Origin of the sequence: Pseudomonas sp. SCB32, from assembly GCF_009189165.1 — a bacterium.
Taxonomy (GTDB): Bacteria; Pseudomonadota; Gammaproteobacteria; order Pseudomonadales; family Pseudomonadaceae; genus Pseudomonas.
The window spans coordinates 434,091-452,612 of record NZ_CP045118.1 but is presented as its reverse complement, the minus strand read 5'-3'; the positions used below and the strand labels follow the sequence as shown (position 1 = coordinate 452,612).

Below are 18,522 nucleotides of genomic sequence, written 5' to 3'. Positions count from 1 at the left end.
TACTTGAACGAGATTGCTCAGCGCAGGGCGCGCTGGAAACTCCCCGGCGATACGCCATAGGCCGCGCGGAAGTGCCGGTTGAGGTGGCTCTGGTCGGCGAAGCCCAGCTCATGCGCCACGTCAGTGGCCGCAAGGCCTGCGCGAAGCAGCGCCTGGGCACGCCGGGTGCGCAGTTGCATCGCCCATTGCCGGGGGCTCAAGCCCACCTGCTTCTGGAAGCTGCGCAACAGGTGATACTTCGACAGCCCCGCATAGGCAGCCATCTCGTCCAGGCTCGGCTGTTGCGCCAGGTCGGCGGCCAGCCAGTCCTGCAGCTCGATAATCCGACCGCCACTCTCGGCACCCTCCTGCGGCAGGCGTACGCCCATGACACGAGCGATCTCGGCCAGCAGTAGCGTCAGATGCTCCTCTCCGCGCTGGCGGACGAAGGCGTCATCGCCCAGCACACGCTCAACGGCATCGGCCATGGCACCGGCGAGAGCGGGCGGCCGCTCGCTCGATCGCTCGAACTCCAGGCGCTGCAGGCCGAGCATCGAGGCCAACTGATCCGGCGCAATGTAGAGGCTGACGAACTGCCAGGGCTGGCCTTCGGCGACTCCGCCGCCCTGGATCTGTCCAGGGTTGTAGCTGGTGATGGCGCCAGGGCCGGCGTCGAAGGTGCGCCCGTCCAGCCAGACGCTCTCCTCGCCACGCAGGTTGGCGCTGATGACGAATTCGTCGTGGCTGTGGCGCTCGAAGGAATGGCCGCCGAGCGTGGCGCTGGCCACCTCGAAACCGGGCTGATCACCCAGCTGCAGGAGTCGCAGGCCGCTCACGGGCGATCAGATCAGGCCGGAGTCGGCCAGCATCTGCTCCAGCGCGACCAGGTCGGGAATGCGCGCCTGCTCGTCGCCCAGGCCCACCGCATCCAGCTCCAGCGCCGCCAGCGGCACGTCGGCGCGCTTGAGGTCGACGCCGACCTTCAGCGAACGCGGAATACCCTGCACCAGCAGGGCCAGGAACTTGACGTTGGCCCGCCCGCCGAGAGCGTTGAGCACCAGCACCCGGGCGCCGGCGCCGACTTCCGCCTGGCCGCCGGAGGCCGCCTCGAAGGACAGCAGCGGCAGGCGCAGATCGCGCCAGGCCACCTGGCCCAGGTACCAGGCCGGCAGGCCGTCCACCGGGTGCGGCGCGCGGTAGGTGATCAGCTCGGCCACCGCCACGTTGGGCAGCAGCAGGTTGCGATCGGCCAGCGGCACCAGCAGGCCGGTCAGGGTCGCCGGCGCGGCGCTGGCCGCCACGGCAGGCTGGCCGCCTTCCTTGACCACGGAAAGATCACTCATCGCACCACTCCAGCTTTCAGGTTACTTCGGCCACGCACTGCGCGGCCAGATGGTTGACCAGCGCCGCCGCCAGCTCGCGCGGGTCGGCGGTGAGCGTGCTGTAGCCGCCCTCGCGCAGGCTGTCGGGCATGCTCGAACAGGCGCAACTGTCGGCGCGCTGGGTCCAGATTTCCGCGCCTTGCCGGCGCACGTAGGCCGCCGCGGCGCTGCCGTCGCTGCACATGCCGCTGAAGACGATCACGCCGCAGCGCTCGCCGTACTGCTGGGCCAGGTTGAGCATCATCTGGTCGATGGACGGGCTGTAGGGCTCCGGCCAGGGGCGATCAAGGACACGCATCTGCGCTTCGCCGTCGAAGCCCAGCTCCTGGCTGATCGGCACCACCACCACTTCGCCGCAACGCACCGGATCGCCGTCACGCACGGTGTTCACATGCCATTGGCTGTGACGACCGACAGCCTGCGGCAGGTTGGCCTCGAACGCCGGATCGATGTGCTGGGCGTAGAGGAAGCCGACCGGCAAGGCGCCGGGCAGCGCGTCGAGGAAGGCCTTCACCGCCGCCGGTCCGCCCATCGAGGCCGCCAGCAACCAGACCTGCGAAGCCGGCTCGCCGGCTTTCAGGGGCGATGCGGCAAGGTCGTCGGGCAGCGTCACGCGGGTCGGCCGCTGCGCTTCTTCAAGCAGCGCCGCGAGGCTGCGGCCGACGCCGGCGCTGGGGTCGCCCACCAGCTTGCGCAGCTTGGAGACCAGGCGCCGTTCCCAGCGCGGGTAATGTTCGGAATGCCGCTCCGGCGCATGGCCCTCGCCGAACAGCACGGGTATCCGCGACTGCTCCAGCAGGTTGTCTACCAGGGGCGAGTCTTCCTGTTGTGCCAGGTCCACCAGCCACAGGTCGGTCTCGCAGGCGTCCAGTTGCTCGCTGTCCAGGCGCGCCGGATCGGCGTTGAGCACCACCTGGTAGCCGTGGCCGGCCAGGGCTTGGGCCAGCACGTGGCGCTGCAGCGAGGTGTCGGCGATGACCGCGATACGCGGCGTGCTCTGCTCAGACATGGGACTTCACCAGGCTCAGGATGCTCTCCAGCAGTTCGGATTCCTGGTACGGCTTGCCCAGGTACTGGTTGACGCCGATGGCCAGGGCACGGTCGCGGTGCTTTTCGCCGGTACGCGAGGTGATCATGATGATCGGCAGGTCCTTGAGTTGTTCGTCGTGGCGCACCAGCGTCGCCACCTCGAAGCCGTCCATTCGCGGCATCTCGATGTCCAGCAACATGATGTCGGGCTTGTGATCCTGCAGCTGGGCGATGGCGTCCACCCCGTCCTTGGCGGTGAGCACGTTCATGCCGTTGCGTTCCAGCAGGCGGCTGGTGACCTTGCGCACGGTAACCGAGTCGTCCACCACCATGACCAGGGTCGGGCGCTGGTGCTCGACTTCCGCCACGGCAGGCCCCACCAGCTGGCGGCGCGGCTGCGCTTGCAGGGCGTGGGCATGACGCACGCGGATGGTCGCCAGCAGGTCGAGAATCACCACCACGCGGCCGTCACCGAGGATGGTCGCGCCGGAGATACCGGCAACCCCGGCGAACTGCGCGCCGAGGCTCTTCACCACGATTTCGCGGGAGCCCGCCAGGGCGTCGACCTGCACCGCCACGGCGTGGTCCGCCGAGCGCACCAGGATCACCGGCAGCGGCAGCGACTGGCCCACCAGCTTCGGATGCTGGCCATTGTTGAGCAGGTCGCCCAGGTACTTCAGTTCGTAGTCCTGGCCTGCGTATTCGAAGCGCGGCGAAGCGTTGCCCTCGGCCGCGGCCTGCTCGTAGAGCGCCTCGAGCTCGTACGGGGAGACTCGCACGATACCTTCGATGGTGTTCAGCGGCAGGGCGTACAGGTCCTCGCCGGAGAGCACCATCAGCGCGCGGTTCACCGACACGGTGAAGGGCAGGCGGATGTTGAAGTGGGTGCCCTCGCCCAGCGTCGAGTGAATGCTGATGGAGCCGCCCAGCTGCTTCACTTCGGACGCGGCGACGTCCATGCCGACGCCACGGCCGGAAATCTGCGTGATCTTCTCGGCGGTACTGAAACCGGCCTCGAGGATGAACTGCAGCACCTCATGGTCGGTCAGGTCGCTGTCAGCGGTCATCAGTCCACGTTCGATGGCCTTGCGGCGCACCGCATCGAGGCGAATGCCGCCGCCGTCGTCGCCCAGGGTCAGGAGGATGTCACCACCCTCGCGGCCGAGGGTCAGGCGGATGGTGCCGACCTCCGGCTTGCCGGCCAGGCGGCGCGCCTCGCCGGACTCGATGCCGTGGTCCACCGCGTTGCGCAGCATGTGCTCCAGCGGCGCGACGATGCGTTCGAGTACCGTGCGGTCCATTTCGCCTTCGGCGTTGCTGACCACGAACTCCACCTGCTTGCCCAGCTCGTTCGCCACCTGGCGGACGATCCGGCGCAGACGCGGAACCAGGCGGTCGAAGGGCACCATGCGGGTGCGCATCAGGCCTTCCTGCAGCTCGGTGTTGACCCGCGCCTGTTGCAGCAGCAGGGTCTCGGCGTCGCGGTTCTTCGCGGCCAGGGTTTCCTTCAGGTCGAACAAGTCGGACGCGGACTCGAACAGCGCGCGCGAGAGCTGCTGCAACTGCGAATAGCGGTCCATTTCCAGTGGGTCGAACTCTTCGTAGCCGGCACGCTCGGCGTCGGCCTGGTGGCGCGAGAGGATCTGCGCCTGGGTCTCGGTGTCCAGACGGCGCAGCTGGTCGCGCACCCGCTCGATGGTGGCTTCCATTTCCGTCAGGGTCGAGCCGACGTCGCTCACCTGCTGCTCGACGCGACCGCGGAAGATGGAGGTCTCACCGGCGAGGTTGACCAGCCCTTCGAGCAGCTGCGCGGGGACCTTCACCAGTTCCTGCGGTGCACGGCGGGTAGCCGCCTCCTGAGCGGCCTCCTGGGCACGGCGGACGAAGGGCAGCACCACCGGCGCTTCGACGCGCTGCGGCACAGTGGCGGCCATGATGGCTTCGGGCAGTACCGGCAGGTGCTGCGGAGCCGGCTCTTCGACTCGCGGTGCCTCGATGTCCGCCTCGACGCTATCGGCTTCACCCAGGTGCAGGCGTAGCTGATCCACCTCGGCCTGCAGCCCCTCGAAGCCGGACTGAACGTCCAGCAACAGGCTGTCGGGCCAGGGTGCACCCTGCTGCTGGGCCTCGGACAGGTGCTGTTCGAGGTCATGGGCCAGGTCGCCCAGGCTGCTCTGGCCAGCCAGGCGCGCGCCGCCCTTGAGGGTGTGAAGGATGCGCAGCAGCTCGTCCAGGGCGCCGTTCTCACGCTCCCCGTCCCAGCGACCCAGTGCCTGCTCCATGCTGTCGAGGAGGTCATCGGCCTCTTCGAGGAAGATGTCGAGGATGTCCGCTTCCGGACCTTCCGGCAGGGTCGATTCGGCGCCCAGCGGCTGCAGGCTGACGCTGCTGGGGATACTCAGTTGTTCGTCGGGGCTTGCGCGAAATCGGCGGATCGCCTCGATCAACGAGTCGCCCTCCGGAATCCGACGGTGCCTCTGGACGGCCTCGAGCATCTCGGCGAGACGGTCGTGGCAGCGCTGCAACAGTTCGAAGAGGGTCGGGCTTGCGCGCAGGCGCCCGCCGCACAGGCCCTCGTAGAGGAATTCCAGTTCGTGGGCAAGGTCGCCGATGGGGCGGATCTCGGCCATCCGGGCGCCACCCTTGAGGGTGTGCAGGTCGCGCTGCAACGCCTCCAGTTCGACGCTGTTGTCGATATTTTCCATCCAGCGCTGCAAGGCGCCGGAGGAGCTTTCAAGGATGTCGAAACCTTCCTCGAGGAAGATTTCCACCAGTTCCTGATCGTGCTCGTCGTCCAGCTCGTAGCCGGCTTCGGCGGCCCGCGCCTCGGCGATCTCGCGCGGAGCGTCGACGTTCCGGGTCTCGGCGTTGTCGAGGGTGGACTGCACGTCGACCTCCGGCAGCGCCTCTTCGGCGGTGTCGGCTTCGACTTCCAGCTCTGGCTCGGCGGGCAGCTCCAGTTCGATGGCTTGCGCGACCGGCTCCTGCTCCGTTTCGGCTTCTGCTTCCACCGCCAGGGGAGCCTGGGCCAGTGAAGCGCTCAGGCCGGCGGCGGGGTTCTGCCGAAAGGTGCGAATGGTCTGCACCAGATCGGCCGGGTCGGTCAGCGCCTGGCCGGCCTGCAGCTGGTCGAGCTGGGTGGCCAGGCGGTCGTGGCAGGTGCGCAGCAGATCGCCCAATGCCGGGCTGTGCTGGAAGCGGTGGTCCAGCAGGCCTTCGTAGAGCGATTCGAGTTCGTGGGACAGGTCGCCGATCTCGCGGATCTCGGCCATGCGCGCGCCACCCTTGAGGGTGTGCAGGTCACGCTGCAGGGTCGACAGGGCCGCCAGGGCCTCCGGCGACTTCAGCCACTGATCCAGCGCCTGGCCGGCGTTATCCAGGATATCCACCGCCTCTTCGAGGAAGATCGCGACCATTTCCTCGTCCAGCGCTTGCGGCGGATGCTGCGGCGCGGTGTGCGGGCGTGGGTCGGTGGCGGTGATGACTTCATCGTCATCGGCGTTCTGCGCCTGTTCGGCGGCGTCATTGCGGGGCGGCCAGGTCAGGCCGTCCGGCAGGTCTTCCTCGGCCACCGGGCGGGTGTCGAGCAGGAACTCTTCGTCCTCGGCCGGGAAGTCGTCGGCGGTCAGGCTCTCCAGGTCGACGAAGTCCTCCTCCGGCCCGGTCACCGAGTCCAGCAGGCGGCGCAGCGCTTGGACCTGTTCCGGGCGTGCGCTGACCTGCAACGCAGCAGCCACCTGGTCCATCATGCCGATCAGCGCTTCGTGGGCCTCCTCGGCGGCACTGAAGAAGGCTTCGCCAACATCGAGCCGACCCCGCTGCACTTCGCCATAGACCGCCAGCAGCGCATCGGCCAGCTCGGCCATTTGTGGCAGCTCGGCCATTTGCGCGCCGCGGCTGAGGGTTTCCAGTTCGTCGTGCAGGGCGCCCAGCTCCTGGCGCTCCTGTGGGTGTTCGCGCCAGCGCCGCAGCAGGTCTTCGGCGTCCAGCAGGATGTCCATGCCCTCGGCGAGGAATACGCCGATCAAATGCGGGTCGCTGCCGCCTTCGCCGCTCTCGCCACGACGCTTGGCCTCGGCGGCCTCCAGGCGTTCCTGGTGCAACTGGGCGATGCGCGCCAGCAGCTCGGCGCTTCCTTCGATAGGCGCCAGCGGGCGGCCCTGCAGGAGCTGATCCAGACCGACACGGAACAGACGCTCGGCACCGTGCAGCAACTCGGCCTCGCGCAGGTCGATCTGCAGCAGGTTGGTCTTGAACTCTTTCATCAGCCGCTCGAGCGGCGTGGCAATCTCGGCGATCGGCAGGATGCCGGCCATGTGCGCGCTGCCCTTGAGCGTATGCAGGGCGCGCTGCAGGTCGTCGGTCACCGGCTGCGGCAGCTGCTGCGCGCAATCGGCGAGGAAGCCGACCAGGGTTTCCAGATGGGTTTCCGCCTCGTTACGGAAGATCTCCAGCAGTTGCGGGTCGAGGCTTTCGCCTTCGACCTCCACGCTGCTCGCCGCGACGGGCGCGTGGGTATCCTCGACGCTGGCCTCGACGGTGGCTTCCGGTTGTCCACCACCTGGCGGCGGGACCGGCTGCCCCTTGGCCAGGGCATGGGCGGTGGCGGCCAGGCGATCGACATCGTCACGCTGGCGCTGGGCGTTGGCGGCGAATTCCTCGACCAGCTCCGGCATCAGCGCAACCACGTCCTGCACCACCTGCTGTACGGCAGGGCTGGTGGAAATGCTGCGATCGAGTACGCGGTTGAGCAGGTTTTCGATGGACCAGGCCAGCTCGCCGATCACCAGGGCGCGGACCATGCGGCCGCTGCCCTTGAGGGTGTGGAAGGCGCGGCGGATTTCGGTCAGCGCATCGCGTTCGTCGGCGTTCGCCATCCAGGCCGGCAGATGGTCGCCGATGGTTTCCAGCACCTCGCCGGCTTCTTCGATAAAGACTTCGCGCAGCTCGTCGTCCATCGGCTCTTCATCGGCCGGCGGCGGCAGCAGGCTGGGCGGTACGTCCTGCGCAGGCGGATTGATGGCCTGGGTGGGAGCAGCCATCACCTGCGCGAGGGACATCGGTTTCTCGATCACCTCGGTGACCGGTTCCACCACCGGCGGCGGACTCGGCAGCTCGACTTCCGGCAGGTCGAGGTCGGCGATATCCAGCTCGCTCCAGCCTTCTGCCGAAGCGAGAGGTTCGTCGGCGCTGGCGGCGGGCCGGGTTTCCAGCTCCAGCGGCGCATCCAGGCTGAAGTCGATGCCTTGCGCCACGGCGGGCATCTCGGACAGTTCACCGAGCGTCCAGTTGTCATCGCTGACCAGCCGCTGTTCGGCCACGGGCAGCTCGACGTCCCAGCTCAGCTCGTCAGCCGAGGCAATCGGCGCAGCCGGGGACGGCTCCGTGGTGCCCGGGAGTTCGTCCAGCGCCAGCGGCGCATCCAGGCTGAAGTCGACACCGTCGGCCAGGGCGGGCGTCTCGGCCAGCTCGCCAAGGGTCCAGTTGTCGTCGCTCACCAGCAGCTGCTCGGCAGCGGGGAGTTCGACATTCCAGTTCAGTTCGTTCGCCGGCGCGGTCGCAGCGGCCGCAACCGATTCCAGGGTGCCGGGAAGTTCGTCCAGGGTCAGCGGAGCATCCAGGCTGAAGTCGAAGCCTTCGGCGACGGCGGGCGTCTCGGACAGCTCGCCGAGGGTCCAGTTGTCGTCACTCACCAGCACTTGCTCAGCGGCAGGCAACTCGGCAGTGGGCAGCTCGACGACGTCCCAGCTCAGCTCATCCGCAAGGGCGGTCTGGGTCGGCTCGATGGCGGCCGGGTGTTCGTCCAGCGCCAGCGGCGCATCGAGGCTCAGGTCGACACCTTCGGCCAGGACCGGCGTCTCGGACAGCTCACCCAGGGTCCAGTTGTCATCGCTGACCAGCGGTTGTTCGGCGGCGGGCACCTCGGCGACGTCCCAGCTCAGCTCGTCTAACGGGGCAGCCGAGGTCGGCTGAGGGGTAACCGGGAGCTCGTCCAGGGCCAGCGGTGCCAGCGGCTCGGCCGGCGACAGGCTCAGGTCGTTGCTCAGCCAGTCCTCTTCGGCAGCGGGCGCGCTTTCGCCAACAGGCTCAAGCGACCAACTCGTCTCGTTCCCGGTCGGCGCTTCGCTCAGCTCGGGCTGGATGGGAAGCGCGTTGGACTCAGCGCCCAGATCGAGCGTTTCCCAGAGGTTCTCTTCCGAGGCCGCCGGTTCGACGACGTTGTCCAGCTCCCAGGCCGGCTCGTTTGGCTCTTGAGCCGGAATATCCAGTGCAACGGGCTCCAGAGCTGCGTCCAAGCTCAAGTCGGCAGGTTCGGCCGGCAAGGTTGCAGCGGGTTCGTCCAGCGACCAGGCGCCAAGATCAGCCACCGGCGCGACAGCCGGCGGTTCGGTATCGAGCTGCAGCGGCTCGAAGGTTGGCGCTTCAGTCTGGAGTTCGCCCAGACCCAGTTCGTCGGGCGAAGACAGGGCACTGAAATCGTCCACCGGGGCGACGGGAAGCTCGTCTACCGGCTCATCCAGCGCCGCCAGCGGGACGCTCGGCGCCTCCTGCGGCTCCGGTTCGACGGCCAGGTCGGCCGACAGTGCCGCGCTGGCGAGCACGTCGATTTCATCCAGCGGATTGTCCAGCGGTGCCGGAGCCTGGGGCTCGACGGCATCGAGAATCGAAGGACGCGGTTTGACGGAGTAGCCCAGGCTTTCCAGGCTCTCCTCGGCCACGTCGAGAATCAGGTCGCCCTGGGTGCCCTGGTCTTCGGACAGGCGCTCCAGGTAGTACTCGACGCCGGTCATGGCGTCGGCCAGGGTGTCGAGACTGTGCCAGTCCGGCACGGCCTGGCGCACCAGCAGCTGCTCCTGGATATAGCGATTGCAGGATTCCAGCAGCTTCGCCGCACGTTCCTGGGAGATCATTGCCAGACCACCACGAACCTGCGTCAGCAGCTCCGGCACGCGAGCCAGGTGCTCGTGGTTCCATTGCGAGGCGATGAACTCGATGATCGCGTCCTTGGCCAATTCCAGGCCATTGCGCGCTTCCTTGATCACCACCTGGTGGATCTGCTCGACATCGGTGGTCGGCAGGCGGCTTTCCTCGCTGCCCGGCGCCTCACTCGGCCCGACCATGCCAGCCAGGGTCGCTTCGACGTAGAGCAGCGCGCCGGCCACGTCCATCAGGGTCGCATCGTCCGGCTTGCGCTGGCCGCGCGCCAGGGCGCCGACCACGTCGATCTGGTCGAGGATGACCTTGCGCGGCTGGCCGAAGCCGAGCACCGCGAGGGTGTCGGCGATCTGCTTGAGCGGCGCCAGCAGGCTTTCCAGCTCGCCCACCACGCTGCGGTCGCTGCGCACGAACAGGTCGAGGCTGTCCTTGACCCGCACCAGTTCCTCGCACAGCGCACCCACCACGGAGCGCATGGCGTCGCGGTCCGGGCCGGCCAGGCGGGCACGCTCCTCGTCGACCACCGCCTCACCGGGCAGGGCGTCGTCCAGGCGGTACTCGTCCTTCACCGCACGTACGCGCGGCGACTGGTCCGAGGCCTTGGCCACGTAGAACAGCAGGTTCTTGATCAGCTCGTCCGGCGCCGGCTGGTTCATCGCGTCGGCGCCCTGGTCGACCAGGCGCTTGAACTCGCGGTCCACCTGGCGCAACAGGTTGCGCATGGAGGTGCCGTTGGCGATGCTGCCGTTGGCCAGGCCTTCGATGATCGCCGAGGCGATCACCCACAGGCGGCCCAGCGGCGCGTCCTTGCACAGGGACTCCAGGCGGGCGAAGACGCGCGCCATGTAGCCCAGGTTGGTCGGCAGGTCCTGGTTGCGGATGACGCCGACCAGGGCGACCTGGAGCATCTGCCGCAGCTTGCGCAGCAGCGCCGGGAACTCGGCGGTACGCAGGCGCGCCAGGGCATCCACCGGCAGCGCCGCGGCCGTACGGGACAGGTCGGGGGAGAACAGGCTGGTTTCCGACAGCAGCTTCTCGCCACGGGCGGTGCGCAGGTCGTTGAGCAATGGCAGCACGACCATCGGCAAGTCGCGGCGGGCGCTCTGGATGCGATCCAGGTACACCGGCAGCTGCAGGATCGCCTGCATCAGCACTTCCAGGGCCTCGCCCTGGCTGGTGACGCTGTGGTCGATCAACGCCTGGGTCAGGTGCTCCATTTCTTCGGCGAGCAGTGCCGCGCCGTAGAACTCCACCATCTGCAGGGTTCCCCGCACCTGATGGATATAGGCCAGGCAAAAGCCCATCCGCGTCGGGTCCTGGGGATTCTCGACGTAGGATTCGAGCGCCTGCCGCGCCTGCTTGAGCGTTTCGGCAATCTCGCCTTTTACCCATTCCAGGGCGACATAATCGTGCCGATCACCCATAGCCACTCCACTCATGTGTCTGTGTCATCCCTTCCGGGTAAAGGCCAGAACGTGCTCGTCGGCGACCGGTTCAAGCAGCGGATGGTGCCAATCCACCACCTCGCCGACACCGACCACCAACAGTCCCCCTGGCGCCAGGCGCTCGGCCAGGCGATTGAGGATTTCCCGCCGCCGCCAGCGGCGGAAGTAGATCAGCAGGTTCTGGCAAAAGATCACATCCATGCCGGACATTGGCGCCTGGGCCAGTTCCAGCACATTCAGCCGGGCGCAGCAGACGCGCTCGACCAGACTCGGTATCACCTGATAGCGCCCGTCGTCCCTCACGCTGAAAAAGCGCGCGGTCAACGCGGGGTCGAACTCATCCAGCTTGCGTGCCGCATACACCGCCTCGCGCGCCCGGCTCAGGGCGTTGAGGCTGATGTCGGTCCCGGTCACGCCGAAAAACGGCGCAAACCCGGCGGCCTCCAAGACCCGCGTGGCGACCATGGCGAGGGAGTATGGCTCCTCGCCGCTGGAACAGCCCACGCTCCACAAGGCCAGCGGCCGGCTCTGGCCGACCTCTTCGGCGCGCTGGCGCAGGTAGCGCTGCAGCAGGTCGAAGGAGGGCTTGTGGCGAAAGAAACGGGTTTCCTGAACGGTCAGGCGGTCCAGCAGGTTCGACCACTCCACGGCGCCGCGCGGGCCATCGGTGACCTGCCGGTAGTAGCTGCCGTAGTCGCTGATGCCCAGTTCGCGCATGCGTGCGCCCAGGCTGGTCTGCAGGAAGGCACGGCGCTGTTCGTTGACGACAACGCCGGTACGGTCTTCCAACAGTGCCTGCCAGTCGCGGAATTCCGCGGCCGACATGTCGGCCAACGGCTGCAACGACCAGACGCCACTTGCCTGCATGTCGCGTCCCTCGCTCAAGACTGTCGTGCGCTACCGCCCGGGCAGCGCACCTCCCCTGCTCAGGCCTGTTCCGCGATGTCCGGCAGTTTGAAGCCGGATACGGAGTTACGCATTTCGCTCGCCATCTTCGCCAGGTTACCGATGCTGCGCGCAGTTGCGGTGGTACCGGCGGAGGTCTGCGAGGTGATCTCCTGGATCACGTTCATGGTGTTGGAAATGTGGCCGGCGGAGGACGCCTGCTGACGGGCGGCGTTGGAAATGTTCTGGATCAGCGCCGCCAGAGTCTTGGATACCTTCTCGATTTCTTCCAGTGCCACACCGGCGTCCTGCGCCAGACGGGCACCGCGCACCACCTCGGAGGTGGTCTGTTCCATCGAAATCACCGCTTCGTTGGTGTCGGTCTGAATGGTCTTAACCAGCGCCTCGATCTGCTTGGTCGCAGCGGAGGAACGTTCCGCCAGGCGCTGTACTTCGTCCGCTACCACCGCGAAGCCCCGGCCCGCGTCGCCCGCCATGGACGCCTGGATCGCGGCGTTCAGTGCGAGGATGTTGGTCTGGTCGGCAATGTCGTTAATCAGGCTGACGATGTCACCGATCTCCTGGGACGACTCACCGAGGCGCTTGATTCGCTTCGAGGTGTCCTGGATCTGCTCACGGATGTTGTCCATGCCGGTGATGGTGTTGTGCACCACTTCGTTGCCCTTGTTGGCGATGGCTACGGAACGTTCCGCTACCGCCGAGGACTCGGAGGCGTTCGCCGATACCTGGTCAATGGACACCGCCATCTCGTTGATCGCGGCGGAGGCGCCGGCGATTTCCTGCGCCTGGTGCTCGGAAGCTTCGGCCAGGTGCATCGCGGTGGCCTGGGTTTCCTGGGCGGCGGCGGACACCTGCACGGCAGTCAGGTTGATGGTTTCCACCAGCTCGCGAAGCTGGTCGATGGAGTAGTTGATGGAGTCCGCGATCGCACCGGTGAAGTCCTCGGTCACGGTCGCGGCCACGGTCAGGTCACCGTCGGCGAGGTCGGCAATTTCATCGAGCAGTCGCAGAATCGCCGCCTGGTTACGCTCGTTCTTCTCGGCGGTCTCGGACAGTCGGCGGTTGGTCTCGCGCACCATCACCAGACCGATGAGGATGATCGAGCCCAGCACGATCACACCCAGCATGACGCTGGCGACCTGGTTGAAGACGCGGCTCTCGGTCAGGTTCTCGAAGCCGCTGGCCAGGGTGGAGGCCTTCTCCAGCAGGACCTGCGAGCCACCGAAGATGGTGTTGGCCGCTTCACGTACCTGGAACAGTTCCGGCGAAGTTTCGAGGATTTCGTCCACGGAGCCGGAAACGAATTCGAAGAGCTCGGAAATCTCGTTGAGGCGGTCGACGGCCTCGGCGTTGGTCACCTTGGAGATGCTCATCGCCGCGTTGCCTTCCTTCATGCCCTTGAGCACGCGGCCGAAGAGGCTGGCGTCACGGCCGAAGCTGTCGGCGGCCTGGACGGAGTTCTCGTCACCGGCTAGCACCTTGTTCACCGAGCCGAGGATACGTTCGGCCAGCAGCGACTGGCGCTGGGCTACCGCGACCTGGTCGGCCGGGGCGCCGTTTTCCAGCAGGATGTCGACGACCTCTTCGTACTCCACCTGCAGCTGCGGGATGGTTTCGGCGAGGGTCGCGGCCACCTGGTGCAGCGACAGTACGGTCTGCTCGCTGGCCAGGATGGAGTCGGTGTTCTTGCGCAGGGTGTCCCAATCCTTCTGCACTTCCGCCATCTGCGGTTGCACAGCGGCCGGGCTCGGCGGCAGGTTGGTGGTTTCGTCACCCTTGACCAGGATGTTCCAGCGCTTCTCGAAGTCGTTGCGCGCTTCTTTCAGCAACTTGAACGCCTCGCCCTTGCCCGCTGCAGCTTCGGTGGCGTTCTTGGCGATACGCTGGGACAGCACGCGCAGTTCACCGGCGTGGCCGATGTACTGTTTGTCGTGGTCCGCCTGCTTGTTGAGGTAAGCGAAGTTGGCGAACAGCAAGACGATCGCCACCACCAGGACCACGAAGAGTCCAAGGATCAGCGAGCTGCTGCGCGTGCCCGAAAAGAGACTGCCTGCCTTGATTTTTTTCATATACGGCCCCCGCCTGGACCCCCACGCTTACGGTTTCCATGTCACAACAAGGGCCGGAGAACCAGCCCAACCGGTCAAAATCTAGCTGGCGACTTCGAGGAACGCCGGGTGCTGCGCCAGCGCATGCGGGCTGAACACCAACCAGGGCTGTTCTCGATTGAAGACGCCATGAATAAAGGGTTGCAGGACCGCTTCGAGGGGCGGCAGCTGCTCGCTGAAGGTTTCCACCGGGAAGTGCTGCATGCCGAACACCTCATCGACGATGAGGCCGGCGAAGACTTCCTGGTGTTCCACCACCAGCACGCGCCGCTGTTTGCGCAGAGGCGACAGCTCCGCGCCGAGGAAACCGCACAGGTCCATGATCGGCAACAGGCGGCCACGCACGTTGGCGACCCCCTTCACCCAGTCACGGACGCCGGGCAGCAGCGTGTAGCGGGGCTCGTGAAGAACCTCGCCGACCTCCCCCATGGGTGCCACGAACAGGCGCCCGGCCATGCGAAAGCCAATCCCGTTCCAGCTCTGCGCCACTTCGCGTTGCGCAGGCAGACCCGCGGCCAGCTGACGACAACGCTGATCGATCTGGACGAGAACCTCGAAAGGACTCTGGACTTCCGCCATGCCGGCCCTGGCCTTCTCTAATAATTATGTTCTTGAAGACTTCAGCGCATGCGGACCGGTTTCAGCCGGCCAGCACCGCATTGATGGTCTTGAGCAGCGTTTCTTCGTCCACCGGTTTGGTCAGGTAGTCGCGCGCGCCCTGGCGCTTGCCCCAGACCTTGTCGGTCTCCTGGTCCTTGGTGGTGACGATGATTACCGGAATAGCACTGGTTTCCGGGTCTTTGGACAGTTGGCGAGTCGCCTGGAAGCCGTTCAGGCCGGGCATGACGATGTCCATCAGGACCACGTCCGGCTTTTCCTGGCGGGCCAGGGCCACGCCGTCGGCGCCATTCTCGGCCTTGAGTACCTGATGCGAATGCTTTTCCAGCATCGCGGTCAGCTTGTACATCTCGGTCGGCGAGTCATCAACAATCAGAATTCGAGCCATTGTGGTCCCCATACGGAAAAGGCGTCACCGGCGCTCGGGCCGGACTTCAGGAAGCGTGCTCCACCGGGGTAAAGTCAGGCACATGGGTCTTGATCGCGCCGAGCAGCTCTTCCTTGCTGAAGGGCTTGGTGAGGTACTGGTCGGAACCGACGATGCGACCCTTGGCCTTGTCGAACAGGCCGTCCTTGGAGGACAGCATGATCACCGGGGTGGATTTGAAGGCACTGTTGTTCTTGATCAGGGCGCAGGTCTGATAGCCATCCAGGCGGGGCATCATGATGTCGACGAAGATGATGCTGGGATGGGTATCGGCAATCTTGGCCAGAGCATCGAAACCGTCGATGGCCGTGATGACATCGCAGCCGACTTTCTTCAGCAGGGTTTCGGCGGTGCGACGAATCGTCTTGGAGTCGTCGATCACCATTACTTTCAAACCGTCGGAATGCTGTTCCATGTTCGCCCTTACCGTCTCGGTGAGTCGTTTTTCCACTTTTTATTTCAGTGCGCTAGCGCCCTGCCACCGTCGGGCTGCGACCCAATCGTGGGAACCTTTTACCACAATCGTCAGAATCTTTACCACGCCCAGCAAATTCAGGCCATAAGACCCGGAACGCGCAGGCTTTTTCCTTGACCGAGCGCACATCCAGCGCCACCCTGAGCATCCTTTTTCAGCCTTTTCGACGGTGCTCTTCACCGCCCTCACCCGTCCCAGGAGGACATCCCATGAGCGTACGCCTCGGGATCGTGATGGACCCCATCGCGCAGATCAATTTCAAGAAGGACAGCTCGCTGGCCATGCTGCTGGCTGCCCAGGCCCGTGGCTGGGAACTGTTCTATATGGAACAGCAGGATCTTTACCAGAAAGAGAATGTGGCCCGCGGCCGCATGCGCCCCCTGAAAGTCTTCTACGATCCGGCCCACTGGTTCGAGCTGGACGCGGAGATCGACCAGCCGTTGTCGGAGCTGGATGTGATCCTGATGCGCAAGGACCCGCCCTTCGATAACGAATTCGTCTACTCCACCTACCTGCTGGAACAGGCCGAAACCGCCGGCACCCTGGTGGTGAACCGCCCACAGAGCCTGCGCGACTGCAATGAGAAGTACTTCGCCACCCTCTTCCCGCAGTGTTCGCCGCCCACCGTGGTGAGCCGCCGGTCCGATATTCTGCGCGAGTTCGCCGCGGAGCATCGTGACATCATTCTCAAACCCCTGGACGGCATGGGCGGTTCGATGATCTTCCGCCACCGCGAAGGCGACCCGAACCTCTCGGTGATCCTCGAAACCCTGACCCAGCATGGCAAGCAGCAGGTGATGGCGCAGCGCTATATCCCGGCGATCAAGGACGGCGACAAGCGCATCCTGATGATCGACGGCGAGCCGGTGGAATACTGCCTGGCGCGCATCCCGGCGCAGGGCGAAACCCGTGGCAACCTGGCCGCCGGCGGCCGTGGCGTGGCCCAGCCGCTGTCCGAGCGCGACCGCTGGATCGCCGGGGAGGTCGGTCCGGAACTGCGCAAGCGCGGCCTGCTGTTCGTCGGCCTGGACGTGATCGGCGAGAACCTCACCGAGATCAACGTCACCAGCCCGACCTGCATCCGCGAGATAGACGCGGCCTACGACACCCGCATCGGTGAGAGGCTGATGGCAGTCATCGACGAAAAGCTCAAGGCGCGCAGTGCGTCATAGACTTTTATAAGCCTCGTGGGCAGACTTTCGCCCACTTTGGCCTAGTGACCCGCAATGAACGCTGCAACCCATTCCGACTTCCCCGTGTCCTCCGGCGTCCGCCCGGCGGACCGACTGGGTTTCACCCTGTTCGTAGCGGCCATCGTGCACGTGGCCATTCTGCTCGGCGTCGGCTTCACCATGCCGATGCCCAGCATGCTGAGCAAAACCCTGGAAATCACCCTGGCCAGCTTCAAGAGCGAGAAAGCGCCCGAGAAGGCCGACTACCTCGCCCAGATGCACCAGCAGGGCAGCGGCACCCTGGAACACAAGGCGATCCCCAAGACCACCGAGCAGGCGCCATTCCAGGACACCGAAGTCAAGAAAGTCGCGCCGCCGGCCACTCCGAAGCAGGCCAAGAGCCCGGAAGCGCCCAAGACCGCCGTCAGCACCCGTAGCCCACGTCCGGACAAGGTCCAGGCCAAGCCGGAGACGCCCAAGGCCGAGACCGTCGCCAAACCCGCGCCAGAGTTCGACTCCAGCCAGCTTTCTGCACAGATCTCCAGCCTTGAGGCCGACCTTGCCCGCGAGCAGCAGGCCTACGCAAAACGCCCGCGCATCCACCGCCTGAGCGCCGCCTCGACCATGCGCGACAAGGGCGCCTGGTATAAGGAAGAGTGGCGCAAGAAGATCGAGCGTATCGGCAACCTGAACTACCCCGACGAAGCCCGCCGCCAGCGCATCTACGGCAGCCTGCGCCTGCTGGTGTCGATCAACCGCGACGGCTCCCTCTATGAAGTGCAGGTGCTGGAGTCCTCCGGCCAGCCCACCCTCGACCAGGCCGCCCAGCGCATCGTCCGCCTGGCCGCACCCTTCGCGCCATTCTCCGGCGACCTGTCGGACATCGACCGCCTGGAAATCATCCGCACCTGGCGCTTCGAGCGCGGCGACCGCCTGTCCAGCCAGTGAACCTGTCGTGCCTGAGGGCGCGCAGTGGCGTATTCAAGGCTTGTCCCACGAGACCACAGGCCTGAAACTAGCAGGCATGAAAAGCACAGCCGCAAGCTCTCTCAAGCACCACTTCCTGATCGCCATGCCGCACATGGCGGACCCCAACTTTGCCCAGACCGTCACCTATATCGTCGAGCACAACGAGCAGGGTGCCATGGGACTGATCATCAACCGCCCCAGCGGCCTGAGCCTTGCCGACGTACTCGAACAGCTGCGCCCGGACGAACTGCCGCCCGTGCGCTGCCAGGGCACGCTCATCTATAACGGCGGCCCGGTGCAGACCGACCGCGGCTTCGTCCTGCACCCCGCCGGGCGCAGCTACCAGGCCACCCTGGAGCTGGGCGAGCTGTCGCTGTCCACCTCCCAGGACGTGCTGTTCGCCATCGCCGACGGCAGCGGCCCCGCCCAGCACCTGATCACTCTCGGCTACGCCGGTTGGGATGCCGGCCAGCTGGAAGCGGAGCTCACCGACAACGCCTGGCTGACCTGCCCCGCCGACCCGGCAGTGCTCTTCGAGGTTCCGGCCGAACAGCGCCTGTCCGCCGCCGCCGAGCGCCTGGGGATCAACCTCAGCCTGCTCACCGCCCAGGCCGGGCACGCCTGATGTCGAGCAAACCCCTGCGCCTGCTCCTGGGCTTCGACTACGGCACCAAGCAGATCGGCGTCGCCGTCGGCCAGGCCATCACCGGCCAGGCCCGCGAACTCTGCGTGCTCAAGGCGCAGAACGGTGTGCCGGACTGGAACCGCGTGGAAGCCCTGATCAAGGAATGGCAGCCCGACGCCATCGTCGTCGGCCTGCCGCTGAACATGGACGGCACCCCCAGCGACATGAGCGAGCGCGCCGAGAAATTCGCCCGCCGCCTGCACGGCCGCTACAACCTGCCGGTGCACACCCACGACGAACGCCTGACCACCTATGCCGCCAAGGGCGAACGCCTGGCCCAGGGCCAGCGCGACGGCTACCGCGAGCGTCCGGTGGACGCCCTGGCCGCCGCCCTGCTGCTGGAGGGCTGGCTGGCCGAGCACGCCCCCGCTTGACCTGAGGCAGCGCCAAG

13 protein-coding genes are annotated in these 18,522 nt (G+C 66.3%); 4 read left to right on the top strand and 9 right to left on the bottom strand.

Annotated elements, in window-relative coordinates; all coding sequences use genetic code 11:
• Positions 1–17: 17 nt before the first annotated feature.
• From GA645_RS02125 to pilG, 9 genes are all read right to left on the bottom strand, one after another.
• Positions 18–815: an AraC family transcriptional regulator gene (locus GA645_RS02125; RefSeq protein ID WP_152219528.1), complete on the bottom strand. Its 798-nt coding sequence runs from the start codon at positions 813–815 to the stop codon at positions 18–20.
• 6 nt (positions 816–821) lie between these two features.
• Complete coding sequence (locus GA645_RS02120; protein ID WP_152219526.1) at positions 822–1,322, bottom strand: chemotaxis protein CheW; 501 nt, start codon at positions 1,320–1,322, stop codon at positions 822–824.
• Positions 1,323–1,338: 16 nt separating this feature from the next.
• Entirely contained in the window at positions 1,339–2,370 is a 1,032-nt protein-coding gene (locus GA645_RS02115; RefSeq protein WP_152219524.1) for a chemotaxis protein CheB, read from the bottom strand.
• A complete protein-coding gene (locus GA645_RS02110) occupies positions 2,363–10,750 on the bottom strand; it encodes an Hpt domain-containing protein (RefSeq protein WP_152219522.1) in 8,388 nt (2,795 codons plus the stop codon). The genes GA645_RS02115 and GA645_RS02110 overlap by 8 nt, the downstream gene beginning before the upstream one ends.
• A gap of 24 nt (positions 10,751–10,774) precedes the next feature.
• Positions 10,775–11,638 (bottom strand): CheR family methyltransferase, encoded by an 864-nt coding sequence (locus GA645_RS02105; RefSeq protein WP_152219520.1) that lies wholly within the window; start codon positions 11,636–11,638, stop codon positions 10,775–10,777.
• Positions 11,639–11,697: 59 nt separating this feature from the next.
• A complete protein-coding gene (locus GA645_RS02100; RefSeq protein ID WP_152219517.1) occupies positions 11,698–13,746 on the bottom strand; it encodes a methyl-accepting chemotaxis protein in 2,049 nt (682 codons plus the stop codon).
• Between the two features lie 81 nt (positions 13,747–13,827).
• Positions 13,828–14,364 carry a chemotaxis protein CheW gene (locus GA645_RS02095; protein WP_152219516.1) on the bottom strand — a complete coding sequence of 179 codons (537 nt, stop codon included), beginning with the start codon at positions 14,362–14,364 and terminating at the stop codon, positions 13,828–13,830.
• A gap of 61 nt (positions 14,365–14,425) precedes the next feature.
• A complete protein-coding gene (pilH, locus tag GA645_RS02090) occupies positions 14,426–14,791 on the bottom strand; it encodes a twitching motility response regulator PilH (RefSeq protein WP_009615257.1) in 366 nt (121 codons plus the stop codon).
• 46 nt (positions 14,792–14,837) lie between these two features.
• Positions 14,838–15,245: a twitching motility response regulator PilG gene (gene pilG / locus GA645_RS02085; RefSeq protein WP_015475142.1), complete on the bottom strand. Its 408-nt coding sequence runs from the start codon at positions 15,243–15,245 to the stop codon at positions 14,838–14,840.
• 269 nt (positions 15,246–15,514) lie between these two features.
• Between pilG and gshB the strand changes: the two genes are divergently transcribed.
• From gshB to ruvX, 4 genes are all read left to right on the top strand, one after another.
• Complete coding sequence (gshB, locus tag GA645_RS02080) at positions 15,515–16,477, top strand: glutathione synthase (protein ID WP_152219514.1); 963 nt, start codon at positions 15,515–15,517, stop codon at positions 16,475–16,477.
• Positions 16,478–16,531: 54 nt separating this feature from the next.
• On the top strand, positions 16,532–17,425 hold the full coding sequence (locus GA645_RS02075; protein ID WP_152219512.1) for an energy transducer TonB: 894 nt from the start codon (positions 16,532–16,534) through the stop codon (positions 17,423–17,425).
• A gap of 76 nt (positions 17,426–17,501) precedes the next feature.
• Positions 17,502–18,071, top strand: a complete 570-nt coding sequence (locus tag GA645_RS02070; protein ID WP_152227855.1) for a YqgE/AlgH family protein — start codon at positions 17,502–17,504, stop codon at positions 18,069–18,071.
• On the top strand, positions 18,068–18,505 hold the full coding sequence (gene ruvX / locus GA645_RS02065) for a Holliday junction resolvase RuvX (RefSeq protein ID WP_152227853.1): 438 nt from the start codon (positions 18,068–18,070) through the stop codon (positions 18,503–18,505). The genes GA645_RS02070 and ruvX overlap by 4 nt, the downstream gene beginning before the upstream one ends.
• Positions 18,506–18,522: the final 17 nt, after the last annotated feature.

Bases quoted from the DNA above. Each gene is read 5' to 3' on its own strand.
- GA645_RS02120 (WP_152219526.1), bottom strand. From the start codon at position 1,322: ATGAGTGATCTTTCCGTGGTCAAGGAAGGCGGCCAGCCTGCCGTGGCG.
- GA645_RS02115 (WP_152219524.1), bottom strand. From the start codon at position 2,370: ATGTCTGAGCAGAGCACGCCGCGTATCGCGGTCATCGCCGACACCTCG.
- GA645_RS02110 (WP_152219522.1), bottom strand. From the start codon at position 10,750: ATGGGTGATCGGCACGATTATGTCGCCCTGGAATGGGTAAAAGGCGAG.
- GA645_RS02105 (WP_152219520.1), bottom strand. From the start codon at position 11,638: ATGCAGGCAAGTGGCGTCTGGTCGTTGCAGCCGTTGGCCGACATGTCG.
- GA645_RS02100 (WP_152219517.1), bottom strand. From the start codon at position 13,746: ATGAAAAAAATCAAGGCAGGCAGTCTCTTTTCGGGCACGCGCAGCAGC.
- GA645_RS02095 (WP_152219516.1), bottom strand. From the start codon at position 14,364: ATGGCGGAAGTCCAGAGTCCTTTCGAGGTTCTCGTCCAGATCGATCAG.
- pilH (WP_009615257.1), bottom strand. From the start codon at position 14,791: ATGGCTCGAATTCTGATTGTTGATGACTCGCCGACCGAGATGTACAAG.
- pilG (WP_015475142.1), bottom strand. From the start codon at position 15,245: ATGGAACAGCATTCCGACGGTTTGAAAGTAATGGTGATCGACGACTCC.
- gshB (WP_152219514.1), top strand. From the start codon at position 15,515: ATGAGCGTACGCCTCGGGATCGTGATGGACCCCATCGCGCAGATCAAT.
- GA645_RS02075 (WP_152219512.1), top strand. From the start codon at position 16,532: ATGAACGCTGCAACCCATTCCGACTTCCCCGTGTCCTCCGGCGTCCGC.
- GA645_RS02070 (WP_152227855.1), top strand. From the start codon at position 17,502: ATGAAAAGCACAGCCGCAAGCTCTCTCAAGCACCACTTCCTGATCGCC.